Annotated in this window: 14 protein-coding genes; 11 read left to right on the forward strand and 3 right to left on the reverse strand. The window is 46.8% G+C overall.

The window, feature by feature from the left end; translation table 11 throughout:
• The first annotated feature begins 348 nt into the window (after positions 1-348).
• Positions 349-10,593, forward strand: coding sequence for a beta-N-acetylglucosaminidase domain-containing protein (locus ACERC8_RS06910; protein WP_373659163.1), 10,245 nt, complete (start codon positions 349-351; stop codon positions 10,591-10,593).
• 195 nt (positions 10,594-10,788) lie between these two features.
• Here ACERC8_RS06910 and ACERC8_RS06915 read toward each other — a convergent pair whose 3' ends face one another.
• Positions 10,789-11,649 carry a glycoside hydrolase family 25 protein gene (locus tag ACERC8_RS06915; protein WP_373659164.1) on the reverse strand — a complete coding sequence of 287 codons (861 nt, stop codon included), beginning with the start codon at positions 11,647-11,649 and terminating at the stop codon, positions 10,789-10,791.
• Positions 11,650-11,672: 23 nt separating this feature from the next.
• Positions 11,673-11,870 carry a hypothetical protein gene (locus ACERC8_RS06920; RefSeq protein ID WP_373659165.1) on the reverse strand — a complete coding sequence of 66 codons (198 nt, stop codon included), beginning with the start codon at positions 11,868-11,870 and terminating at the stop codon, positions 11,673-11,675.
• A gap of 82 nt (positions 11,871-11,952) precedes the next feature.
• On the opposite strand from ACERC8_RS06920, the gene tmk reads away from it, so the two are divergent.
• The 7 genes from tmk (at position 11,953) to ACERC8_RS06955 (ending at position 17,063) form a co-directional block, all read left to right on the forward strand.
• The gene (tmk, locus tag ACERC8_RS06925; protein WP_373659166.1) at positions 11,953-12,585 is read left to right on the forward strand and encodes a dTMP kinase; all 633 of its coding nucleotides are present in this window, start codon (positions 11,953-11,955) and stop codon (positions 12,583-12,585) included.
• Positions 12,582-13,481 (forward strand): DNA polymerase III subunit delta', encoded by a 900-nt coding sequence (locus ACERC8_RS06930; protein WP_373659167.1) that lies wholly within the window; start codon positions 12,582-12,584, stop codon positions 13,479-13,481. The genes tmk and ACERC8_RS06930 overlap by 4 nt, the downstream gene beginning before the upstream one ends.
• Positions 13,478-13,807: an initiation control protein YabA gene (locus ACERC8_RS06935; RefSeq protein WP_373659168.1), complete on the forward strand. Its 330-nt coding sequence runs from the start codon at positions 13,478-13,480 to the stop codon at positions 13,805-13,807. Before ACERC8_RS06930 ends, ACERC8_RS06935 begins: the two co-directional genes overlap by 4 nt.
• Positions 13,804-14,673, forward strand: a complete 870-nt coding sequence (rsmI, locus tag ACERC8_RS06940) for a 16S rRNA (cytidine(1402)-2'-O)-methyltransferase (protein ID WP_373659169.1) — start codon at positions 13,804-13,806, stop codon at positions 14,671-14,673. The genes ACERC8_RS06935 and rsmI overlap by 4 nt, the downstream gene beginning before the upstream one ends.
• Positions 14,674-14,797: 124 nt before the next feature.
• Entirely contained in the window at positions 14,798-15,295 is a 498-nt protein-coding gene (locus ACERC8_RS06945; protein ID WP_373659170.1) for a hypothetical protein, read from the forward strand.
• Positions 15,247-16,047: an MFS transporter gene (locus ACERC8_RS06950; RefSeq protein ID WP_373659171.1), complete on the forward strand. Its 801-nt coding sequence runs from the start codon at positions 15,247-15,249 to the stop codon at positions 16,045-16,047. The genes ACERC8_RS06945 and ACERC8_RS06950 overlap by 49 nt, the downstream gene beginning before the upstream one ends.
• Positions 16,044-17,063 (forward strand): helix-turn-helix domain-containing protein, encoded by a 1,020-nt coding sequence (locus ACERC8_RS06955; RefSeq protein WP_373659172.1) that lies wholly within the window; start codon positions 16,044-16,046, stop codon positions 17,061-17,063. Before ACERC8_RS06950 ends, ACERC8_RS06955 begins: the two co-directional genes overlap by 4 nt.
• Before the next feature lie 68 nt (positions 17,064-17,131).
• Here ACERC8_RS06955 and ACERC8_RS06960 read toward each other — a convergent pair whose 3' ends face one another.
• Positions 17,132-18,208, reverse strand: a complete 1,077-nt coding sequence (locus tag ACERC8_RS06960; RefSeq protein ID WP_373659173.1) for a M24 family metallopeptidase — start codon at positions 18,206-18,208, stop codon at positions 17,132-17,134.
• Between the two features lie 262 nt (positions 18,209-18,470).
• Between ACERC8_RS06960 and rpsL the strand changes: the two genes are divergently transcribed.
• From rpsL to fusA, 3 genes are all read left to right on the forward strand, one after another.
• Positions 18,471-18,884 (forward strand): 30S ribosomal protein S12, encoded by a 414-nt coding sequence (gene rpsL / locus ACERC8_RS06965; protein WP_018367582.1) that lies wholly within the window; start codon positions 18,471-18,473, stop codon positions 18,882-18,884.
• A 17-nt stretch (positions 18,885-18,901) separates the two neighbouring features.
• Positions 18,902-19,372: a 30S ribosomal protein S7 gene (gene rpsG / locus ACERC8_RS06970; protein WP_373659174.1), complete on the forward strand. Its 471-nt coding sequence runs from the start codon at positions 18,902-18,904 to the stop codon at positions 19,370-19,372.
• Between the two features lie 352 nt (positions 19,373-19,724).
• Positions 19,725-21,803 (forward strand): elongation factor G, encoded by a 2,079-nt coding sequence (gene fusA, locus ACERC8_RS06975; RefSeq protein ID WP_018367584.1) that lies wholly within the window; start codon positions 19,725-19,727, stop codon positions 21,801-21,803.
• The last annotated feature ends 131 nt before the right edge of the window (positions 21,804-21,934 follow it).

The raw sequence follows: 21,934 nt of genomic DNA on the forward strand, positions 1-21,934 counted from the left end.
TATCTTCGTAGCTCAATTTCATAAAAAAGCACCCCATTCGTTAGATTATCTGTCTAACTTTTGGGGTGCGGTTCAAATCCATCTGGAATCTTGGTCTTTTTTAGGTGTTGTCATTATAGACGTGGATAAGTTTAGAGCGGATTGAAAAGATAAGGATTGATTTTTGAGAGTGTTAGCTAGGGGCATTTACAGGAAAACATCCTCCTTTTATCATGATAAGATTTTATTATTTTTTGTGTAAACGCTTGATTTTGAAATTAGTTTTTGTTAATATTTTATTTGTAAACGTTTGCGACTCACGTCGTGTTTTTAAACAAATTATTTTATCAAAGGAGGTTGCTATCACGTATGAAACGAGATAGAAAAGATTACCTGAATCGGCTTTATCATTATTCCATCCGTAAGACGAGCCTGGGTGTTGGCTCTGTTGTGGTTGGTCTATTTTTGTCTGGGGTGTTGCCACAAGAAACAGTTTTAGCGGAAACACCTGTTTCACCAGTCGCTGGTCAGACGGATAAGCAAGAAGACGAACAATCTGTAGCAAATGAAGCGCCTGTTAAACCGCTTGTCGAGGAAGGTAAAGCGTCCGAAGTAGCAGAACAAGGCTTGTCGAGCTCGTCAGATGCAGAAAAAGTGACTTCAGAAGCACCTGCTGAGGACTTGTCTCGTGTTACAGTTTCCTCAAGCCCTGCTGTTGCTAATGTGGCCACTCGCTCTGCTGAACCATCTAGCGACAAGCCATCCGAAACGATTACCCAGACAGAATCACCTGAGGAATGGCATAAGGTCAATCATTACAACGACACGGATAAAGTGGTGAATTTTGATAAGGATTGGAAATTCAATCTGGGAGATAGTGCAGCAGCTTCTAGCAAGAGCTTTGACGATTCGAGCTGGAAAAAGCTAGATTTGCCACATGATTTTAGCTTAACCCAGGACTACACCCCATCTGGTGAGGCTGAAAGTGGCTACAAGCCTGGCGGTATCGGCTGGTACCGCAAGTCCTTTACCATTGGAGAAGAGGCGGCTAAGGGTCGTGTTAACCTGCAATTTGACGGGGCTTATATGGAGACGGAAGTTTTCATCAACGGCACGTCCTTAGGAACACACACTTACGGCTATAGCCCATTTAGTTTTGATTTGACGGAACATTTGAAAAAAGATGAGGAAAATGTTCTGGCAGTCAAAGTGACCAACCCAATCCCAAGTTCTCGTTGGTATTCAGGTTCAGGGATTTACCGGTCTGTGCATTTGGAATTTGCTCCGTCAGTCCATTTGGCGGAGTATGGGGTGGTGGTTCGGACACCTGATTTGGAAACAACACATGACCAAGCTAGCGGTAGTCGCGTCACTATTGGCACTAGTGTTATTAACCAAGGCAATGAGACTGCTCAGATTAGCGTTAAGCATACCTTGTTCGAGCGTCAGGGTGATGGGTCACTAGGCACGACAGTTGCGGAAACCCAAACGACATCTCCTCAAACGGTAGCAGCAGGCGCTCGCTCGGCTATTGACAATAGCCTAACGGTCATTAAGCCAAAACTCTGGTCGGTCGACAATCCTCATCTCTATGTGCTTCGGACGGAGGTGTTAAAGGACGGTCAGGTGATTCAGTCAAGGGATCAAGAGACAGGTTTCCGTTATACCGCTTTTGATAAGGATACGGGCTTCAAACTCAATGGGCAAAACCTGAAATTGCAAGGGGTATCCATTCACCATGACCAGGGTGGTCTAGGGGCGCGTGCTTATTACGATGCCATCGAACGCCAGTTCACTATTCTCAAGGATATGGGCGTTAATGCGGTTCGTGTGACCCACAACCCTGCTTCTCGTGCCATGAAAGACATCGCTAACCGCAAGGGAATGCTCTTGATTGATGAAGCATTTGATACGTGGGAACATGCTAAAAATGGGAACACAAACGACTATGCTCGTTTCTTCAATCGTCAGATTGGTACTAGCGTAAGAAACTTAAATGGTGTGACCTCTCCTGAACAAACTTGGGCAGAGTACCACATCAAGCAAATGGTCAAAAGCGGGATTAACGACCCATCCATCATCATGTGGTCAACGGGTAATGAGGTCATGGAGGGCTTTTCTGCCAACACCTCTAATTATCCACAGGTGATTGCTAAACTCTTTAGCTGGGTAGAAGAAATAGATCCAACCCGTCCAGCCACATTGGGAGATAATAAGCTCAAAAACCTTAACCAGACATCTATTGCGATGGCTAATGCCTTGACTAATAAGTCAGGAACAAAAGGCATTGTTGGCTATAACTATGCTAATGGTGCTCAGTATGACCAAGGTCATCGTGACCATCCAGACTGGATTATTTACGGTTCTGAGACAGCTTCGGCTATTAACAGCCGTGGTGTTTATAATGTCAAAGGCAATGAGCGTCGCTCGGATCGTCAGTTGACTTCATATGATCAAAGTAAGGTTGGATGGGGACATGTCGCCAGTGAGGCTTGGTATGATACCATTAAACGAGACTTTGTCGCAGGGGAGTTTGTCTGGACAGGCTTTGACTATCTTGGTGAACCAACACCGTGGAATGGTGTATCTTCAGGTTCTGTCGGTGCTTGGGGAGCACCTAAGAGTTCTTACTTTGGTATCGTTGATACGGCTGGTCTGCCGAAAGACTCTTACTATTTCTACCGTAGCCAATGGCAAAAAGGGGACACGACATTGCATGTCTTGCCGGCTTGGGAGGAGTCAGTTGTCGCTAAGGACAATCAAAATCAAGTAGAAGTTGTTGTTTACTCTAACGCTGCTAAAGTGAAGTTAGTTCACATCAGTCCTGAGGGCGTAGAGCGTGTTATTGGGACAAAAGCATTTAGTAAAGAAACAACATCTGCAGGTTATACCCATCAGATTTATAAGGGTGAGGACAAGCAGCGCGCTGAGCATAAAAACCTCTATCTCACTTGGCATGTGCCTTATCAAGCAGGCACGATTAAAGCTGTTGCACTGGATGAACAGGATCATGTGATTGAGCAGACAGTGGGAACTAGTCAGGTCAGCACCTTCGGTGCAGCTCACAAGTTGCACGCAACAGTGACTCATAAGAAAGATACTGTTGATGATCACAATCTGGCCTATGTGACCATTGATGTGCAAGATGCCAAGGGCAATCTGGTTGTTAATGCAAGCAACCGCATCAAAGTGACAGTGACGGGTGAGGCCGAGCTAGTCGCTATGGACAACGGGAACCCTGTTGATCACCAGTCCTACCAAGATGATAACCGTCAAGCCTTCGGTGGTAAAGTTGTTGCGATCCTCAAAATGACAGGTAAGGCAGGTCAGGTACAGGTCACTGCAACAGCTGACGGGTTAGCCTCAAGCACACAGACCTTTGAGGTGGCTGCTAAACGCCAGCCGCAAGCAGATAAGGTCGACAGTTACAAGCTCACAAAAACCATCTATATCAAAAAAGGCGCGGAGCTTAAGCTACCAGAGAAAACCACTGTCCGCTACGAAGACGGTCGAGAAGTGGAAAAAGATCTTCATTTTGACCGCTCGGCTATTGCACCAAAACTCGCCGCAGGCGAAACCTTTACTGCAACAGGTCGTATCAACGATTTGGAAACAAGGGCAGAGCTTGTTGTTGCGGTTATCGACCAAGTCGCAGCCATCAAGAACATCAGTACTGCCACTGAGGTAGGGGCACGTCCTAAACTACCGGAAACTGCGCAAGCCTATCTGGCAGACGGCAGTCTCTTGTCAGCGACCTTCCCAGTTTCTTGGCAAATGCCAGAGGAAGCACAGTTTGCGCAGACTGGTACAGTCATGATTAACGGTACTGCAGATGTGCTTGGGCAAAAATTGCCGATTATTGCCAGTGTTCGTGTTGGAGAAAAAACAATCACCATTGACCAAAACGTTGCACCGAGCGCAGCTCGTTTGTCTCAGAGTGTACCGACAGGACAGCAATCAGATACGCTAGCAGCCATCAACGATGGTAATCTCAACGTATCAGCGAATAACCAAGGCGGCCCTAATCCGACGATTTGGTCAAACTGGCAAGCTGCTCAAAACGGTCAAAAGACCGCAACCTTGAGTTTCACTTATGACACGGCTCAAACCATCGCAGAAGTTGTGGCCTATTACCATAGAGACCGTCTATCACTGCGCACACCAAAATCAGCGACCTTCGCCTGGAACCGTGGTTCTGGTGCAGAAGATGAAACAATTGCCATCGCGAATCAGACATCTGAGGCTGTCGCAGGCACTAGCTTGACAAAAGTGACTTATCGTCTAGCTCAGCCTGTTTCTGCTGTTGAGTTCAAGATGACTGTTGAAAATTCTGACGAAGCCATGCCAAGCACGCAGAAATCATCTGTCGGCATCGCAGAAGTTCAGCTGATGACCTCCTTAGAGAGCTTTAACCAGCACAGTGAAGCAGGGCTAACAGACGTTCGCGTCGGTGTTCGTCACTACACAGGCAATCGAGTTGCTACAACGATGCGGGTGCCAGCAACAGGTGTGGTCACTGCAACAAACAATAATCGGAATGTCGGTGTTACTGTCTTGCCAGAAAAAGATGGTGTGGTGAAAATTTTTACCGAGTCAGAAGATAAGACGCGCTCAGCTGTTTATACGGTGCATTTGATTCCAGAAAGCCCACGGACACCTGAGGATAAGCGCTATGTGCCTCGTAGTGAGGTCACTCTGACAGCTGGATCTGTTGAAAACCGGGCATCCGAAGCAGTCACTAATGCCAATGACTTTGACTTTAGCACGCATTGGCATTCAGCGTGGGGTGCTGGAACAGACATTTCCAATCTTTGGTTAGTCGGAGATACTGGAAAAATCAGACATCTGGACGGTCTGGCTTACTTGCAACGTCAAGATGGTGCTTCAAATGGTAAGGTTAGCAACTATGAAGTTTATGTAAGTACAGACAACCAAACATGGGAAAGTGTTGCGACTGGCACATTTAGCAATACCAACGACTGGCAAGAAGTTAGCTTTGCACCAAAACAAGCACGTTACGTTAAGCTTCAAGCTGTTAATACGCTTGGAGATCGTCCAAATCGCTTTATGGCAGTCAGTGAATTCCGTGTGAGAGAAGTGACTGACCCAGAAGCTAAGATTGCCTTAACAGATGGTCATGTGAGCTTGTCTCATCAGTCCGTCACCCATACTGGACAAGTCTTGACCCCTCAAGCAGTGGTGACAGTAGCTGGTCAGGTTCTGGTGGAAAACACCGATTATCGCCTGACTTACGCCGATAATATCGGTCAGGCTAATCGCCAAACGCAAGGTACGGTGACTGTGACAGGTCTAGGGCGCTATGAGGGAATCGTGACCAAGTCCTTCACCATCTTGCCGAGTCAAGTGAGTGAGGTTGTGACAGATGGGACAGAAGAATTGCCAGATAGCTGGACAGCACCGACAACAGTGGATGTGACAGCAGCCTTGACAGATCCTGCTTACCTGACCAAGACCTATACGGTCTTCCCAACGCCGCAACAGGTGACTTATGGTGATGGCTTAGTGCGTCTTGATGGCGCTGTTAATCTGGTCATTGGCAGTGGCGTTGACATTTACACCCGCAACCGTCTCAAAGAGACCTTGCAAGCCAATAACATCTCTTACAGCACCAGCCAAGCAGCGGTGGACAGTGCCACCAACATCTTCTTGGGCATTCATGGTCAGGAAACTGCAGCAAGTCGCCATCAGGCAGGCTCTGCTATTTCCCCAGAGCTTTACAACAAGATTGACGCCCACAGTCTGGTGATCAAGGGCAATAGTATCTCCGTTGTTGGTAAGGACACCGATGCGGTCTTCCATGGTCTGACAACCCTCAAGCACATGCTCAAGGATAGTGAGAAGCCTGTGCTCCGCTATGTAACGGTTCAGGATTATGCAGATATCAAGAACCGTGGCTTCATCGAGGGTTATTACGGTAATCCATGGTCAAATGCTGACCGTGCCGAACTGATGCGCTACGGTGGCGACCTCAAGCTGACCCAATACTTCTTTGCACCTAAGGATGACCCTTACCATAACAGTCGTTGGCGCGAACTCTACCCTGAGGAAAAATTAGCTGAGATTAAAGAACTGGCTCGTGCTGGTAACCAAAGCAAGACCCGCTATGTGTGGACCTTGCACCCATTCATGCATAACCGTGTTCGCTTTGATAATGATAGCGTTTATCAAGAAGATTTGACGGTTATCAAGTCTAAGTTTACCCAGCTCATGGATGTTGGAGTGCGTGAGTTTGGCATTTTAGCAGACGATGCGCCACGACCAGCAGGTGGTTATGACAGTTACAATCGCCTCATGCGTGACTTGACAGATTGGCTGACCGAGAAACAAGCAACCTATAACGGTCTTCGTAAGGAGATGGTCTTTGTTCCTCATGAGTATTGGGGTAATGGTCGTGAAGCAGAGCTTCGCTCTCTCAATGCCAATCTGCCTGAGACCAGTGCTCTGACGTTGACAGGTGGTCGTATCTGGGGTGAAGTGTCTAGCGCCTTCCTGAACAACCTCAAGACCAATCTGGAGGCTGGGGGTAGTGCTTATCGTCCTGTGCAACTTTGGATTAACTGGCCGACAACAGATAACTCCAAGCAACACTTGATTTTGGGCGGTGGCGAGAAATTTTTGCACCCATCTATTGACCCTAGTCTAATTGCCGGCATCATGCTCAATCCGATGCAGCAGTCTGAACCATCTAAGATTGCTCTCTTCAATGCAGCTGAGTACACCTGGAAAGTCTGGGGTTCAGAAAGTCAAGCCAAATCTGTCAATGATGTTGCCTTTAACTTTGCAGAAACAGGTACCTTTAAGGATAGCGAGACATCTCGTGCCTTCCGTGAACTCGGTAAGCACATGATTAACCAGAACATGGACAGCCGTGTGGTGAAATTAGAAGAGTCTGTTGAGCTGGCTCCGAAACTGACAGCCTTCATCAACAAGCTCAAAGCAGGGGATGATGTGACTGCTGAACGTTCTGAACTCCGTCAGGAATTTGCCAAGCTAAAAACAGCAGCCGAAGTCTACAAGACGTCTGGCCATGAGCGGATGAAAGACCAAATCAGTCACTGGTTGGATAACACCATTGATCAGATGACTGCTCTGGATAGCCTGCTGACTGCTACCGAGCACCTGAATGGTGACAAAGCGACCCTGTGGGATAATTACAAGGCAGGTCTGGATCGCTACAATCAGTCTAAGAACCATACGTTCTGGTATGTGAATCACTATGAGGCGGCTGAGCTGGGTGTCCAACACATCCGTCCATTTATCCTCAATCTCTTTGAACATGTGGCAGGTCAGATTGAACAGGCCTTGGACCCTAGTGTCATTCAGACTAGCCTCATCACCAACCGTAACCTCGCTCAAGGTGATTTGAGCAAGTTGACAGACGGTGACTTGACCACTCAAGTGCTTAGTCAGAGTCCAAACCGTATTGCTGTTGGTGATTATGTTGGATTAGCCTTCAATCGTCCGATTGAGCTGACCAGTCTTGGCTTTGCTATGGGGGCAACCAGCAATCTACGAGATACCTTTGCGGCAGCTGATGTTCAATACCTCAACGAGCAAGATACCTGGGTGAAACTGGATAGTCCTGCCTATGTCGGCAATGAAAACCAACTGACCTTTACAGATTTGGCGATTAAGGCCAAGGCGGTCCGTATCATTGCAACAGCACCGAAAGAAAACACTTGGTTGGGTGTGCGTGAGATTGCTATCAACCGTCCATTGGAACAAGGGCAACGTAGCAATCAGCTGACAGGTACCATTACCACCAGCAGTAACCTCATTTACAAATACAGCACCAGTCAAGATCAAGCACTAGACAACAACCCTGCCACAGAAGCCATGTTTGCAAACAGCAACGGTCAGGACAATACCCCTGCTGATAGCTGGGTACAGCTTAATCTCGAACAAGCCACGCCGCTATCTAAGGTGATTATTGTCCAAGGCACGGGCGACAAGATTGGTCGCGGTGTCGTGGAATATAGCCCAGACGGTCAAACTTGGCATAGATTGGCGGATGTTAATGGTGATACGACCATTACCATTCCGACAGCTGTCACAGCCAAGGCCGTTCGGATTAAGAATGCTCAAGCCATGAATAAATGGTGGCGGATTGCCGAGTTCAAACTGGAGAGTAACGAAGGCGTAGCCGATTACACAGAGACCTCTGTTGCTGAACTTGCAGACGCACGAACAGTTCTTGGTCAGGACAGTTATCGCCTAGCTCTGCCGGCTGACGCTACACTGAAACCGTCTGATTATATCGGCTTGAAGTTGGCTAGATTGCATCAGCTGGAAAGTATCGCTCTGACAGGAGCAAGCAACGATCAACTCAGTCTCCTCTATTCACCAAATGGTGTCGAATGGTATCGAAATGACCAGATTAACAGACAAGATTTGGTTCGGTATGTTCGTCTTATCAACGAAACAAGTAGCAATCAGTCTATCACGGCACAAGCCTTGGTGGTTAAGACCAAGGAAATCTTGCCAGACAGCTTGACGTCAACTACTATGGGCATTCACTCTACCTACGGTTCCTCTGATGTGCGTAACCGCAACAATCTCGCGGAGCTCTTTGATGGCAAACTCAATAATTTTGTAGAGTTTTCTGACTACCCACGTTCAGGTGGCAATATCGTTCTGACCCTAGGTAGTGAGCGTCCGGTACGCAAAATTCGTGCCTATATCCAAGATGGCACTCAGAATTACTTGCGCGACGGTAAGATTCAGATTAGCCCAGATGGTCAAACCTGGACAGATGTCGTGACTGTTGGTGATGGTCAGGAAAACCCACGTCGGGATGATTCTCTGACAGATGGTTGGACTCACGATAGCACACAACCAGGTAATCGCTATATCGAGGGTAGTCTGACGACTCCAGTTACTGCCAAGTACTTGCGGGTTCTCTTCACTGCAGATTACACCCACCGCTTTGTTGGCTTTACTGAACTGGTGATTAACGACGGCGAATTTGTCAAGACTGTTAATGACCAAACCGTTGTCACAAGTGGCGCAGAAACTCAAGACTCCTTGGCAACGCATGTTGTTGACGGACGCCTCCTGACCAGCTATCGCACCCAAGGTCAAGCTGGGGAACTCACTTATCACTTGTCTGAAAACACCCATCATAACCATGTGACAATCTTGTCAACACTCGCTGATGGTCAGGTGGTTACCGTTAAGGCTCGCGTGGTTGAGGAAATAGCAGAGCAGCATGACCGTGATGTGGTAAGCAAGTGGATTGTCCTTGGACAGCTGGACAGTAGCTTCAAAACGCTGATTGTCCCAGAAGGTGTCAAACATTTGCTGGACATCAAGCTAGAACATGGCAACCAAGCCTTTGAAGTTTATGAATTGGCAACCTATTATGAGGAAGTCGACCAGTCAACTCAAGCGCCAGATGATGAAACGCCAGAAACAGACAAAGACCAAGGCAACTCAGATTCAGGCAATCCGTCAGGTGATGCAGGTCAAAATCCAGGCACACCAGGCGATTCAACTGATTCAAACACAACCCCAGGTGGTGATCAGGCTAATGGTGATAGCCAAGACAGCTCAGATTCTGATAGTCCGTCAGGCGATGCAGGTCAAGATTCAGGCGCAACCGACGATTCAGCTGGTACCACCCCAGCCCCGGGCGATGACCAGAATAATGGTGGCAGCCAAGGTGATAACGCCGATAACGACTCAGGTGATAACACCGATACTAACCAAGGCGACAACACAACCAAACCTGACACCACACAACCACCGCGTCAAATTACTGACGTCAACCCTCAAACTGACTCAGGTATCATCGCAGAGGTTCAATCAGCGGATGCCAAGGTGGCAGGCTTGAGAGTGGTCTTCCACAAAGAAACCAACAACCCTGAAACACCAGCCATCCTCAAAGGTACCGACTACGACCTCTTTGACATCGAGCTGGTCGACAAGGATGGTAATGTCATCAAGCCAACTGCTCCAGTTGACGTCTACCTGCCAATTGATGACGGCAAAGATGTCGCTCAAGTGGTTTACTTGCCAAATAGTGACCAGAGCCATGCTCTGCCATTCACAACAATAACTCGTGATGGCCAGCGCTATGCCACGTTCACTGCAGAGCACTCCAGTGAGTATGGTATTGGTGATGAGCCACAATCAACACCGGTTCCGCCAACGTCAGATTCAACACCAAATCCTGTTCCGACCCCAGGAACCCCTGGTCAAGGTGGGGACACCTCAAATCCTGGTAACCCAGGCATTAACCAAGGTAACACACCAAATACTGGCAATACACCAGATAAACCTGTGGACAAGGCTAAGTTGGCGACCGATTTGCTCAAAGCAATTGATGCAGCCAACTTGACTGACGAGCAAAAAGGCGATTCGGCTGTCAAGGTAGCCTTCGCAGAAACTGAAGCTGCACTCGAAGCCATCAAGGCAGAAGTTGCTAAGCTTGTTAAAGCAACAAGCCAATCATCAGCTCCTGTAGCTTCAGCACCAGCAAGTAAGAAGGGACTCCCTGCAACAGGCGATGCCCACACAGCTCTAGCCGCTGTCGGCGCAACAGCCCTCTTATCAGCCCTAGGCTTAGCCGGACTGAGAAGACGAGCTAGGTAAGTTAATAAAAACTAGATTGGTCATGAACCAGTCTAGTTTTTTGATTGCTAGTAAAAAACCTAAATCAATGACTTGATTCAGGAGTTTTACAGGTTATTTAATTGGTTGNCTAGATTGGTCATGAACCAGTCTAGTTTTTTGATTGCTAGTAAAAAACCTAAATCAATGACTTGATTCAGGAGTTTTACAGGTTATTTAATTGGTTGATGGCAATGAGCCGAATAATTTTTTAAAAATAGCTAGTTTGTTCTCTTGAGTAGGGGCAATTTGATTCATATCGACATCATGATTGAAACCAGCAATCCAACCTCGGTCGGTATACTGGTGGAGATGGTACTCAATATCCGTTTGCGGGGCAGCATCGTAATAACCGGTATTGCCGCCGTATGTCGGAATCCAGATAGCGTCAAATCCATCAATTGAAATCTGTTGCTCAGTCATAAAATAAGTACCGATATAGAGTCCAACGTTTTCAGCACCAAGTTTTTTAAGTTCATCGCGAAATGCTTTGACCCCTTGATCCATGTTTGACATGGTTTCTTCCTCTATATCAACCCAATAAAATGTTGGTTTATAAGGCGAAGCGGCTTTGTAAAATTCGCGAGCTTCCTCACGCATCTCCTTTTCGCTAGTACCTAGAGCGTAGGCATAGACAGCCACAGGGATACCACGTTTTTGAAACTCAGTGATATGGGTTTTGTAAGATTTATCAATACCTGTGGTGTGTGATGCGTTGTTATTTTTGGTAATTTTTGACCCGCCATAAACGCGGACGATAACACCAGAAACATGCTGTGAAACGGTATCGTAATCCATATCAGAGGGTAGTTGCCAGCCGGAAACATCAATAATGGGTTTTAATTCAACGATGTCTTCTTCAGCAGATGATGAAGGAGCAGGATTGATAGAAGGTAGGCTAGCGGTTGGAATGGTTTGGCTAGCTTGTTGAAGCACCTGTTTATCCAGCTGCCTTTCTTTGAGGTAGGCAACTCCCATCACTAGGGTAATCAGGCTAAAAAAGATTAGCACAACGATGGGTTTTAATTTTCTTCTCATTTAAAGCAAATTATAACATAGTTTCATTGAAAAATCAAAATATCTCGCTTTTTTGCGCTACTGTGACCAATCCATAGAGAAATAATTGGCTTAAGGACATGATTTTGATATTTTTTCTTGCTATAAGTCCAAAGCGGATACTCTTGGTTTAGATTTGAGCGATGCTGTACTGAGAGACGCTCGCAAAGAAAGGATACAATAGTGACAATACCTGCTGTCATACGGCTGCCCTCTTCTCGTATACTTAGGCTATATTTTCTAACTAAAAAATGATAAAATAAAACTATAGAAAAGAGGATAGTCATGACAAGAGGGTTGTTGATTAGTTTTGAGGGGCCAGATGGCGCAGGGAAAACCAGCGTTCTGAACGCACTAGTGCCGCGGTTGGCAGATTTGTGTTCAGATGGTCTCACCGTCACACGCGAACCTGGAGGCGTAGCGATTTCTGAGAAAATTCGAGAGTTAATTCTGGATGTTGAGCATACAGCTATGGATGACAAGACTGAGTTATTGCTTTATATCGCGGCTAGGCGGCAGCATCTGGTGGAGAAGGTTCTGCCCGCTATAGGTAAGGGGGAACTGGTGTTGATGGATCGATTTATCGATAGTTCGGTCGCTTATCAAGGCTATGGGAGAGGACTCGGAGTTGACGGTGTGAGGTGGTTAAACAACTTTACGACAGATGGTTTAGTACCTGATTTGACCCTCTATTTTGATGTGCCTTCTGAGCTTGGTCTGGCACGTATCGAACAAAATAGTGACCGAGAAGTCAATCGCCTTGACTTGGAGCGATTAGACATGCACCAGCGGGTTCGTGCGGGCTACCAGGCCATAGCAAAGCAAGAAAAACGCATCGTAACCATTGATGCTAGTCAACCCTTGCCAGAAGTCATTGAAGAGACTTATCTGCACATTAAGGAGCTCTTAGAGAGATGAGAGAGGTCTTAACAGAACTGCAACCTAACTTACTAGTCTCGTTTGACAGGCTCTTAGCAAGAGGTAGACTGAGCCATGCCTATTTATTCTCAGGAGAATTTGGGAGTTTTGAGCTGGCCATTTATCTGGCACAGAGTCGTTTTTGCGAGGACTTATCTGCTGAAAACTTGCCCTGCGGGAAATGCCGTTCTTGTCGCTTGATTGCTGTAGGCGAATTTGCGGATGTAACGGTGGTTGAACCTATGGGACAGCTGATTAAAACGGAACAAATCCGTGAGCTGGCAAGAGATTTTGCACAATCAGGCTACGAAGGCGACTGCCAAGTCTTCATCATCAAGGATGCTGATAAGATGCACGCCAACGCTGCCAATATTCTCCTCAAACAGATTGAAGAACCAACCAGCAACTACTATATTTTTCTGTTGACGAGTGATGAAGAAAAGGTTTTACCAACGATAAAAAGTCGCTGTCAACTGTTTCGTTGCCCGACAGACAGAGCTTATCTGTTGCGGCAGTTTGAGGCGACTGGTCTGTTAAAAAGCCAAGCAAGCCTTTTAGCGGAGCTGACCAACTCACCGCATCAACTCGCAGACTTAGCAACAAATAAACGCCTGCTGGATTTGATAGGGCTTTGCCAACGCTTGATAGACCAGTTGTTATTGGGTAAAGAAGAGGCTTACTTGCAGGTCAGTCGCTTGGTTAATAAGGCGAGTGATAAGACCGAACAGGATTGGTGCTTTCGGTTACTGACCAGCCAAGCCGCTCAGTCCGAAGACGCCAACAAAGGAGCGGAGATTGTGGAGAAACTCTATCAAGTCAGGCGGATGTGGCAAGCCAATGTCAGTTTCCAAAACGCTTTGGACTATCTGGTGTTGACGTTAGAGGAGGAAGAATGACAAATAAGGAACTTTTGCAGGCCTTTGATGGCTTTTCAGAAGAACTGCTGACAGTTTTAGGGACTAGCGAGCGCCTAAAAAAACAGGTCCAGACCGTATTAGAGGAGAATGCCCGATTGCGTCTGGAAAATCGGCAGTTGCAGGAGTTGCTCGCTCAGCGACAAGCACCAGCTGTTGAGAAAAACACCCATAACACAGGCAAGGAGCATCTGGAGCAACTCTACAATGAAGGTTTCCATGTCTGCAATGACTTTTATGGGCAAAGCCGTGGAAGTAGAGAAGATTGCTTGATTTGTATGGAATTATTGTACAGGGATGATCGATGAGAATACAGCGAAGTTTTAAGGATAATAGCGGAGCAGGAACCTTGTATTTGGTGCCGACCCCGATCGGCAATCTGGAGGACATGACCTTTCGGGCGGTCGAGGTGCTTAAGAATGTTGATTTGATTGCGGCAGAGGACACGCGAAATACAGGTCTCTTGCTCAAGCACTTTGGCATTACAACGCGTCAGACCAGTTTTCATGAGCACAATGCCGTAGAGAAGATTCCTGTTCTGATTGATCTCTTGGTGTCAGGTCAATCACTTGCTCAGGTATCAGATGCAGGGATGCCCAGCATTTCAGATCCAGGGCATGATTTGGTGCAGGCGGCACTGGCACAGGAGGTGCCAGTTGTTGCTTTACCAGGCGCCAGCGCGGGCTTGACAGCCCTAATCGCCAGTGGACTGATGCCACAACCGCATGTGTTTTATGGGTTTTTACCGAGAAAATCAGGCCAGCAGCTCGCTTTTTTCGAAGAAAAGAAACATTATCCAGAGACCCAGATTTTTTACGAGTCTCCTCACCGTTTAGTCGCTACCTTGACTAATGTGCTGTCGGTTTATGGTGACCGGCAGGTGGTGGTGGTGCGTGAACTGACCAAACTCTATGAGGAGTACCAGCGGGGCACGGTGTCTGAAGCGATCGCTTATCTGACAGAACATCCAGCCAAGGGGGAGTGCCTGATACTGGTCGCTGGCTACGAGCAAAGTCAGCATAAACCTGATGAGTTGACAGATCAGACCATTATAGACCTAGTTGCGCAAGCTATTGCCCAAGGTCAGAAGCCCAATGCTGCCATCAAGGATGTGGCGAAGCGGCACAAGCTCAATCGGCAGGTTGTTTATAAACTCTACCACGCTACTAACTAAAACGAGGTTAACCTCGTTTTTTCTTTTATCAAAATTGAAATTTAGTATTGACTAAAATTTGGTTTCTGATATAATTTAGATAATCGCAAAAAAAGTTTTTAGTAATAATTGAAAATAGGGTGTGATGAAAAAAATCCTATCCAATAAATTGTACCTATCCGTTTTGGGCTTGGACTTGTTGTCCAACTTTGGTGATAGTGTCTATTATCTGGCTCTGATGAACTATGTCTTGCTGTTGCCAGAGCCTAAGACAGCGATTGCTATCGTGACCATGTCCGAGACCTTGCCTATTTTATCTGCCTTTATCATGGGCTACCTAGCGGATAAGCAGACCAGAAAAGTGCCCTTAATCATCGCAACGCAGTTTTTCCGCTTTGCCATTTACCTGGTGGTCGGCCTTGTCATGGGGTTTCTGCCAAGCCTATGGGTGGTTGTGGCTGTGTCTTTGCTGAATTTTCTGTCTGACATGTCAGGGCAGTTTGAGGGTGGGCTCTATCAGCCCATCAGTTTGCGGGTGCTGGGGCCTGAGGAGCGAGAGCAAGGCATGGTTTTTCGTCTAGTATTTTTCAAACCATGGCCATTCTTTTCAAATTTAGCGGCGCGGCTCTGGTTGCTATCATGACCTACCAAAACCTGGCCTACCTCAACGCGGTCACCTTTCTCGTCTGTGCGGTGGGCATGCTGTTCTTGAGTAAGTCACTAAATGCTCTTCTGCTCAAAGACCCGATCACTGTTGTTGACCGTCCGTCGGAAAAGTCCCTTGTTGCAGATTTATGGTCCAGCTTAAAGCTGGCCTTGACAGAGAGGAATCGCATTCCTGCTGTGCGATTTGCCATGCTTGTTGTTCCTTTATTTAATGCTGTTTTTGCCAGTATCGAAACCTTTGTTCTCTTGGTGATGACGGAGGACAAGGCCTTCGGTTTTAGCTCTCCTGACCTGACCCTGTCTGTTATTGGTGTGGTGATGATGGTCGGTGGTTTGCTGGGGAATATCGCGGTCATGTCAGGTCGTATGACGATTGACTTAATCCGTTTTTTACGGTATGGAATCATTGTTTTACTGCCTATCTTTCTGACCCTCTACTGGCACCAGACCTACTTGTTTTTGGGTGTGCTGCTGTTGACCAACTTCGGTATCGGGATTGTCAACCCTAAGATGGGATCCTTGGTGAAAAACAGTCTCCCTGAGGACAAGATCGGCATGATTTTCTCAGGTATGGCGACCTATTTTCAGTTGGGTGTTATCCTGATGAAAGTCCTTCTAGCTGGACTTATGGTCATCTTCCCGGCTCAGCACCTGATGCTGGTCATGTTAGTCCTGTCTGTTGGTTACATCATTTTTAGTTCTCGCTTAAATACAAAGGAGGTCTCATGAAGTTTTTGACGCATCTTCATCGCAGCCGTCTGGTTGATTTTCTCTGGCTACCCAATCTCGTTTATGTGGATTATAGCCATGTGGACATGACCAGCCAGGAGCGCGCAGTCATGGCAGATGCCCTTGCCACCTTGGAGGAGGTAAAGGCAGTCCTTGCCCCTTACAAGGAGCTGATTGACCGTTATTTTCATCGGCACTTTTTCCTGCGGCTCTACCGTCACCTCCTAGCACAGGGGCAGGATCCCTTGGACATGGCAGAGCTGCCCCGTTTGATTGAGGCTATACCAGAGGCAGTGCTGGAGCAGGAGTTCGCCCTTTCCTTAACCGATGAGGAACAAGATAGTCTCAGTTTGGAGGCGTTACTACTTGTCTTGGAGGATTTCTCAGATGATCCTGCTTATCGCTGGCAGTTGCTCTGGTCCTATCAGCACCTAAAGGAATGTGTTCAGGGCATGAGTGCTCTTTATCAGGAACTTTGTCCCCTCTATGAGCCCTTTTATGCCCAGTTTGAGGAGGAGATTCGCTCTTTTTCTGAACAGCTGGACATCCCAGACTTGTTTGCGAACACGTCACACGATGTGTTGGGTGTCCTAGCTGAAACAGGACGCAGCAGCTGTGAGGTTTTTGTGACATCGCCTTTGCAGTTTATGCAAATGGTCGGCTATGATAAAAATCGACCAGACAGCCCTGCCTATTTCCAACTCTTCTCCCGTGTGGCTGCTTTTATCGGTAACCGTCAAGTGGTGGACAAGGATGTTCTTGATGTGGTGGTCAAAAGCCTCAGTGACCCTGTCCGCTATGAGATTTTGCAGAGAATCGGCCTACACGGCGAGAAGAGTAAGGCCATCTCAGACAGTCTTGGCATCAGTCCAGCCACGGTTACCTTCCATGTCCAAAAACTGGTCAATGCCAACCTATTGCTGATTTCAGGACAGACTAAAGGACACTATACCTTCAATCGCCCTCTCCTACAAGAAGTGCTCGAACGGATCAAATTGGACTTTGACCTAAACTAGATAAAAAAACGATTGACCAAGTCCGATTGACCAAGTCCAATGGTATAAATCGTTTTTTATCTGTTTAATTAGTAGTAGAGCAGGTCTTTGCTTGTGTGGGTAAAGACTTCAAAACCTGTTTTGGTGACCACACCACAGTCCTCGATACGGACACCGACCTTTCCAGGAATATAGATACCAGGCTCGACCGAGAAACACATGCCTTCTTCAATGACCAAATCATTACCTGCCATGATGGATGGGAATTCGTGCACATCCATCCCAATGCCATGCCCCAGACGGTGGTTGAAATACTCACCGTAACCTGCTTTTTCAATGATAGAGCGAGCAGCTGCATCTACTTCGCTAGCGGTCACACCAGGCTTAATAAAGTCTTGAGCGGCTAATTGAGCCTCCAGACAGAGTTGGTAAATGTCCTTTTTGAACTGGTCAGGCTGACCAACAGCCACTGTCCGTGTCATGTCACTCATATAGCCGTTGGCAGCGATGCCCAAGTCAAAGAGCAGGAAGGCGTTGTTTTCGATTCGATTATCAGCAGGAATACCGTGCGGATTGGCCGCGTTATCGCCTGTCAACACCATGGTCTCAAAACTCATGCCATAGCTCAGTCGCTTCATCTCATACTCGATGTTGGCGATAATATCAGTCTCTGTTTTGTCCAGGCTGATATTGTCAAACCCGATTTGGACGGCCTTATCGGCCAATAGCCCAGCAGCGTGCATTTTTTCAATCTCATCAGCTGATTTAATCAAACGCAGGCGGTTGATGGCCGGGGTCAGATTGACAAATTGGCTGGAAAACACAGTCTCCAAGCCTCGCAGCTTGGTCACATTGAGGTTATCAAACTCGATGGCTACCTGAGGGTAGTCCGTCTTTGGCAGAATAGCCTTGATTTTTTCCCAAGGATTTTCTGAGTCAACATAACCAACAACTGGGAAAGAAACTGTCGCCTCTGCTCGTGCGGCATCAAGAGCAGGTAGAAAGAGCACGGGTTCTTTTTCCCAAAAGAGAAAGAGGAACATGTAGCGTTCATGTGGGTCGCTGTAATAACCGGTGAGGTAGTTGATAGAGACAGGATCAGACACGACTGCGGCATAGACCTGTTCCTCGTTAAGTTTTTTAAGCAATTGAGTAATTTTAGTCATAGGCACTCCTTTAGTTTATTTTCTTCCATTTTTCCAAAAAAATGCCAAAAAAGCAAGTCGAACTAGATTTAGAAAATAAAATCTCAAATCACTTGACGAGGAGACTAAACTTGTGGTATGATACTAGACGGTACTTTTTACTTTTGGTCTCTCAAAAGTGTACAGAGACGTGCTGACAAATGTTGCAAAAGTACACGCAGGATAGAGGATGTCACCGATCGCTTTGTCCAACCAAAACTAAAAATTTTACAGGAGAATGTAGATGCCTACAATTAACCAGTTGGTTCGTAAACCACGTCAATCTAAAGTAGAAAAATCTAAATCACCAGCGCTTAACGTTGGTTACAACAGCCACCGCAAAGTGACAACTAACGTGTCTTCTCCACAAAAACGTGGTGTTGCAACACGTGTTGGAACAATGACCCCTAAAAAACCTAACTCAGCCCTTCGTAAGTTCGCTCGTGTACGTTTGAGCAACCTCATCGAAGTTACTGCCTACATCCCAGGTATCGGCCACAACTTGCAAGAGCACAGCGTTGTACTTATCCGCGGTGGACGTGTAAAAGACCTTCCGGGTGTGCGTTACCATATCGTTCGTGGTGCACTTGATACAGCAGGTGTTGCTAACCGTAAACAAGGCCGTTCTAAATACGGTGCAAAACGTCCTAAAGGCTAAGAAGGGAGAATCTAAGAATGAGTCGTAAAAACCGTGCCCCAAAACGTGAAGTTTTGGCAGATCCATTGTACAATTCAACATTAGTTACTCGCTTGATCAACCGCGTGATGCTTGACGGTAAGCGTGGTACAGCGGCTAGCATCGTTTACGGTGCTTTCGAGCAAATCAAAGAAGTAACTGGCAACGACGCTAACGAAGTATTTGAGACAGCGATGGAGAACATCATGCCTGTTCTTGAAGTTCGTGCTCGTCGTGTCGGTGGTTCTAACTACCAAGTTCCAGTTGAAGTGCGTCCAGAGCGTCGTATAACACTTGGGCTTCGTTGGTTGGTTAACGCTTCACGCGCTCGTGGAGAACACACTATGATTGACCGTTTGGCAAAAGAAATCATGGACGCTGCAAACAACACAGGTGCATCTGTGAAGAAACGTGAAGACACTCACAAAATGGCTGAAGCCAACCGTGCCTTCGCACACTTCCGTTGGTAATCTTAGGATATTAAGGGCGAGCATACAAGTGAAAAATAGGAATCTGACGATGATTGCTTGCAATCTAGGAAGATTATCATTTTTCACTGACAGTATGCCGACCGTATTCAACTCTAAGATACGAGAGCGTTAAACAAATCCTAGACAAAATAGGAAAAGCGACGACGAAGCTTAGGCTTCTAGGAGATTTTATCTTTTTGTCAGTGACTTGTTTGCCAAAGCAATCTGCATTGGACAGAACCAACGCCCAACTAAAAAGAGAAAACTCGAACGGGTAGGCCTCTGCCTATCCGTTCTTTATAAAATATGGTATAATAGTACCGAAATCAAAATTTATAGGAGAAATAACCTCATGGCACGCGAATTTTCGTTAGCAAAAACTCGTAACATCGGTATCATGGCGCACGTCGATGCCGGTAAGACAACAACAACTGAGCGTATCCTTTACTATACTGGTAAAATCCATAAGCTCGGTGAGACCCACGAAGGTGCGTCACAAATGGACTGGATGGAGCAAGAGCAAGAGCGTGGTATCACTATCACCTCTGCGGCAACAACTGCTCAATGGAAAGACACTCGTGTCAACATCATCGACACCCCAGGACACGTTGACTTCACCATCGAAGTACAACGTTCCCTGCGCGTACTTGACGGTGCAGTTACCGTTCTTGACTCACAATCAGGTGTTGAGCCACAAACTGAAACCGTATGGCGTCAGGCGACTGAGTACCGCGTTCCTCGTATCGTATTTGCCAACAAAATGGACAAAATCGGTGCGGACTTCCTTTACTCTGTGTCTACCCTCCATGATCGTTTACAAGCAAATGCTCACCCAATCCAACTCCCAATCGGTGCAGAGGATGACTTCACTGGCATCATCGACTTGATTAAGATGAAAGCTGAAATCTACACCAACGACCTTGGTACAGATATTCGTGAAGAAGAGATTCCAGCTGAATACCTTGAGCAAGCGCAAGAGTGGCGTGAGAAGTTGGTTGAAGCTGTTGCTGAAACTGACGAAGAGCTCATGATGAAGTACCTTGAAGGTGAAGAAATCACTGAAGAGGAATTGAAAGCTGGTATCCGTAAAGCAACCATCAACGTTGAATTCTTCCCTGTTCTTTGTGGTTCAGCCTTCAAAAACAAGGGTGTTCAGTTGATGCTTGATGCGGTACTTGACTACCTGCCAAGCCCAATTGATATCCCAGCGATTAAAGGGATCAACCCAGATACAGACGCTGAAGAAGAGCGTCCATCATCTGATGAAGAGCCATTTGCGGCCCTTGCCTTCAAGATCATGACAGACCCATTCGTAGGTCGTTTGACCTTCTTCCGTGTCTACTCTGGTGTTCTTAACTCAGGTTCATACGTGATGAACACGTCTAAAGGTAAGCGTGAGCGTATCGGACGTATCCTTCAGATGCACGCTAACAGCCGTCAAGAAATCGAAACAGTTTACTCTGGTGACATCGCTGCTGCCGTTGGTTTGAAAGACACCACTACTGGTGACTCATTGACTGATGAGAAAGCGAAAATCATTCTTGAGTCAATCGATGTTCCAGAACCAGTTATCCAACTCATGGTTGAGCCTAAGTCTAAAGCTGACCAAGATAAGATGGGTGTTGCTTTGTCTAAATTGGCTGAAGAAGACCCAACCTTCCGCGTTGAAACTAACCCAGAAACTGGTGAGACCGTTATCTCTGGTATGGGTGAGCTTCACCTTGACGTCCTTGTTGACCGTATGCGTCGTGAGTTCAAAGTAGAAGCAAACGTTGGTGCGCCTCAGGTATCTTACCGTGAAACTTTCCGTGCTTCTACTCAAGCGCGTGGATTCTTCAAACGTCAGTCTGGTGGTAAAGGTCAGTTCGGTGACGTTTGGATCGAATTTACACCAAACGAAGAAGGTAAAGGTTTCGAGTTCGAGAACGCTATCGTCGGTGGTGTGGTTCCTCGTGAATTTATCCCAGCTGTTGAAAAAGGTCTCATCGAGTCTATGGCTAATGGTGTCCTTGCAGGCTACCCAATGGTTGACGTGAAAGCGAAGCTTTACGATGGGTCATACCACGATGTCGACTCATCTGAAACAGCCTTCAAGATTGCGGCATCTCTTGCCCTTAAAGAAGCAGCTAAATCAGCTCAACCAGCTATCCTTGAGCCAATGATGCTTGTCACTATCACCGCACCAGAGGACAACCTCGGTGATGTTATGGGTCACGTGACAGCTCGTCGCGGACGCGTTGATGGTATGGAAGCTCGTGGTAACGTTCAAGTCGTTCGTGCTTATGTGCCATTGGCTGAAATGTTTGGTTATGCAACAGTTCTTCGTTCAGCAACTCAAGGTCGTGGTACCTTCATGATGGTCTTTGACCACTACGAAGATGTGCCTAAGTCTGTACAAGAAGAAATCATCAAAAAACACCGCGGTGAATAATCAGTAACGATTAGACATCAAATAATAGCACCGACCTCATGGTTGGTGCTTTTTGTGTTATGTGAATATTCCTGAACTCAGGGTAATGACCGAAACATTTCAGAAAGTCACCCAGCTGAAAATCAGGGTGC

The organism is Streptococcus sp. E29BA (genome assembly GCF_041807805.1).
Classification (GTDB): Bacteria; Bacillota; Bacilli; order Lactobacillales; family Streptococcaceae; genus Streptococcus; species Streptococcus entericus.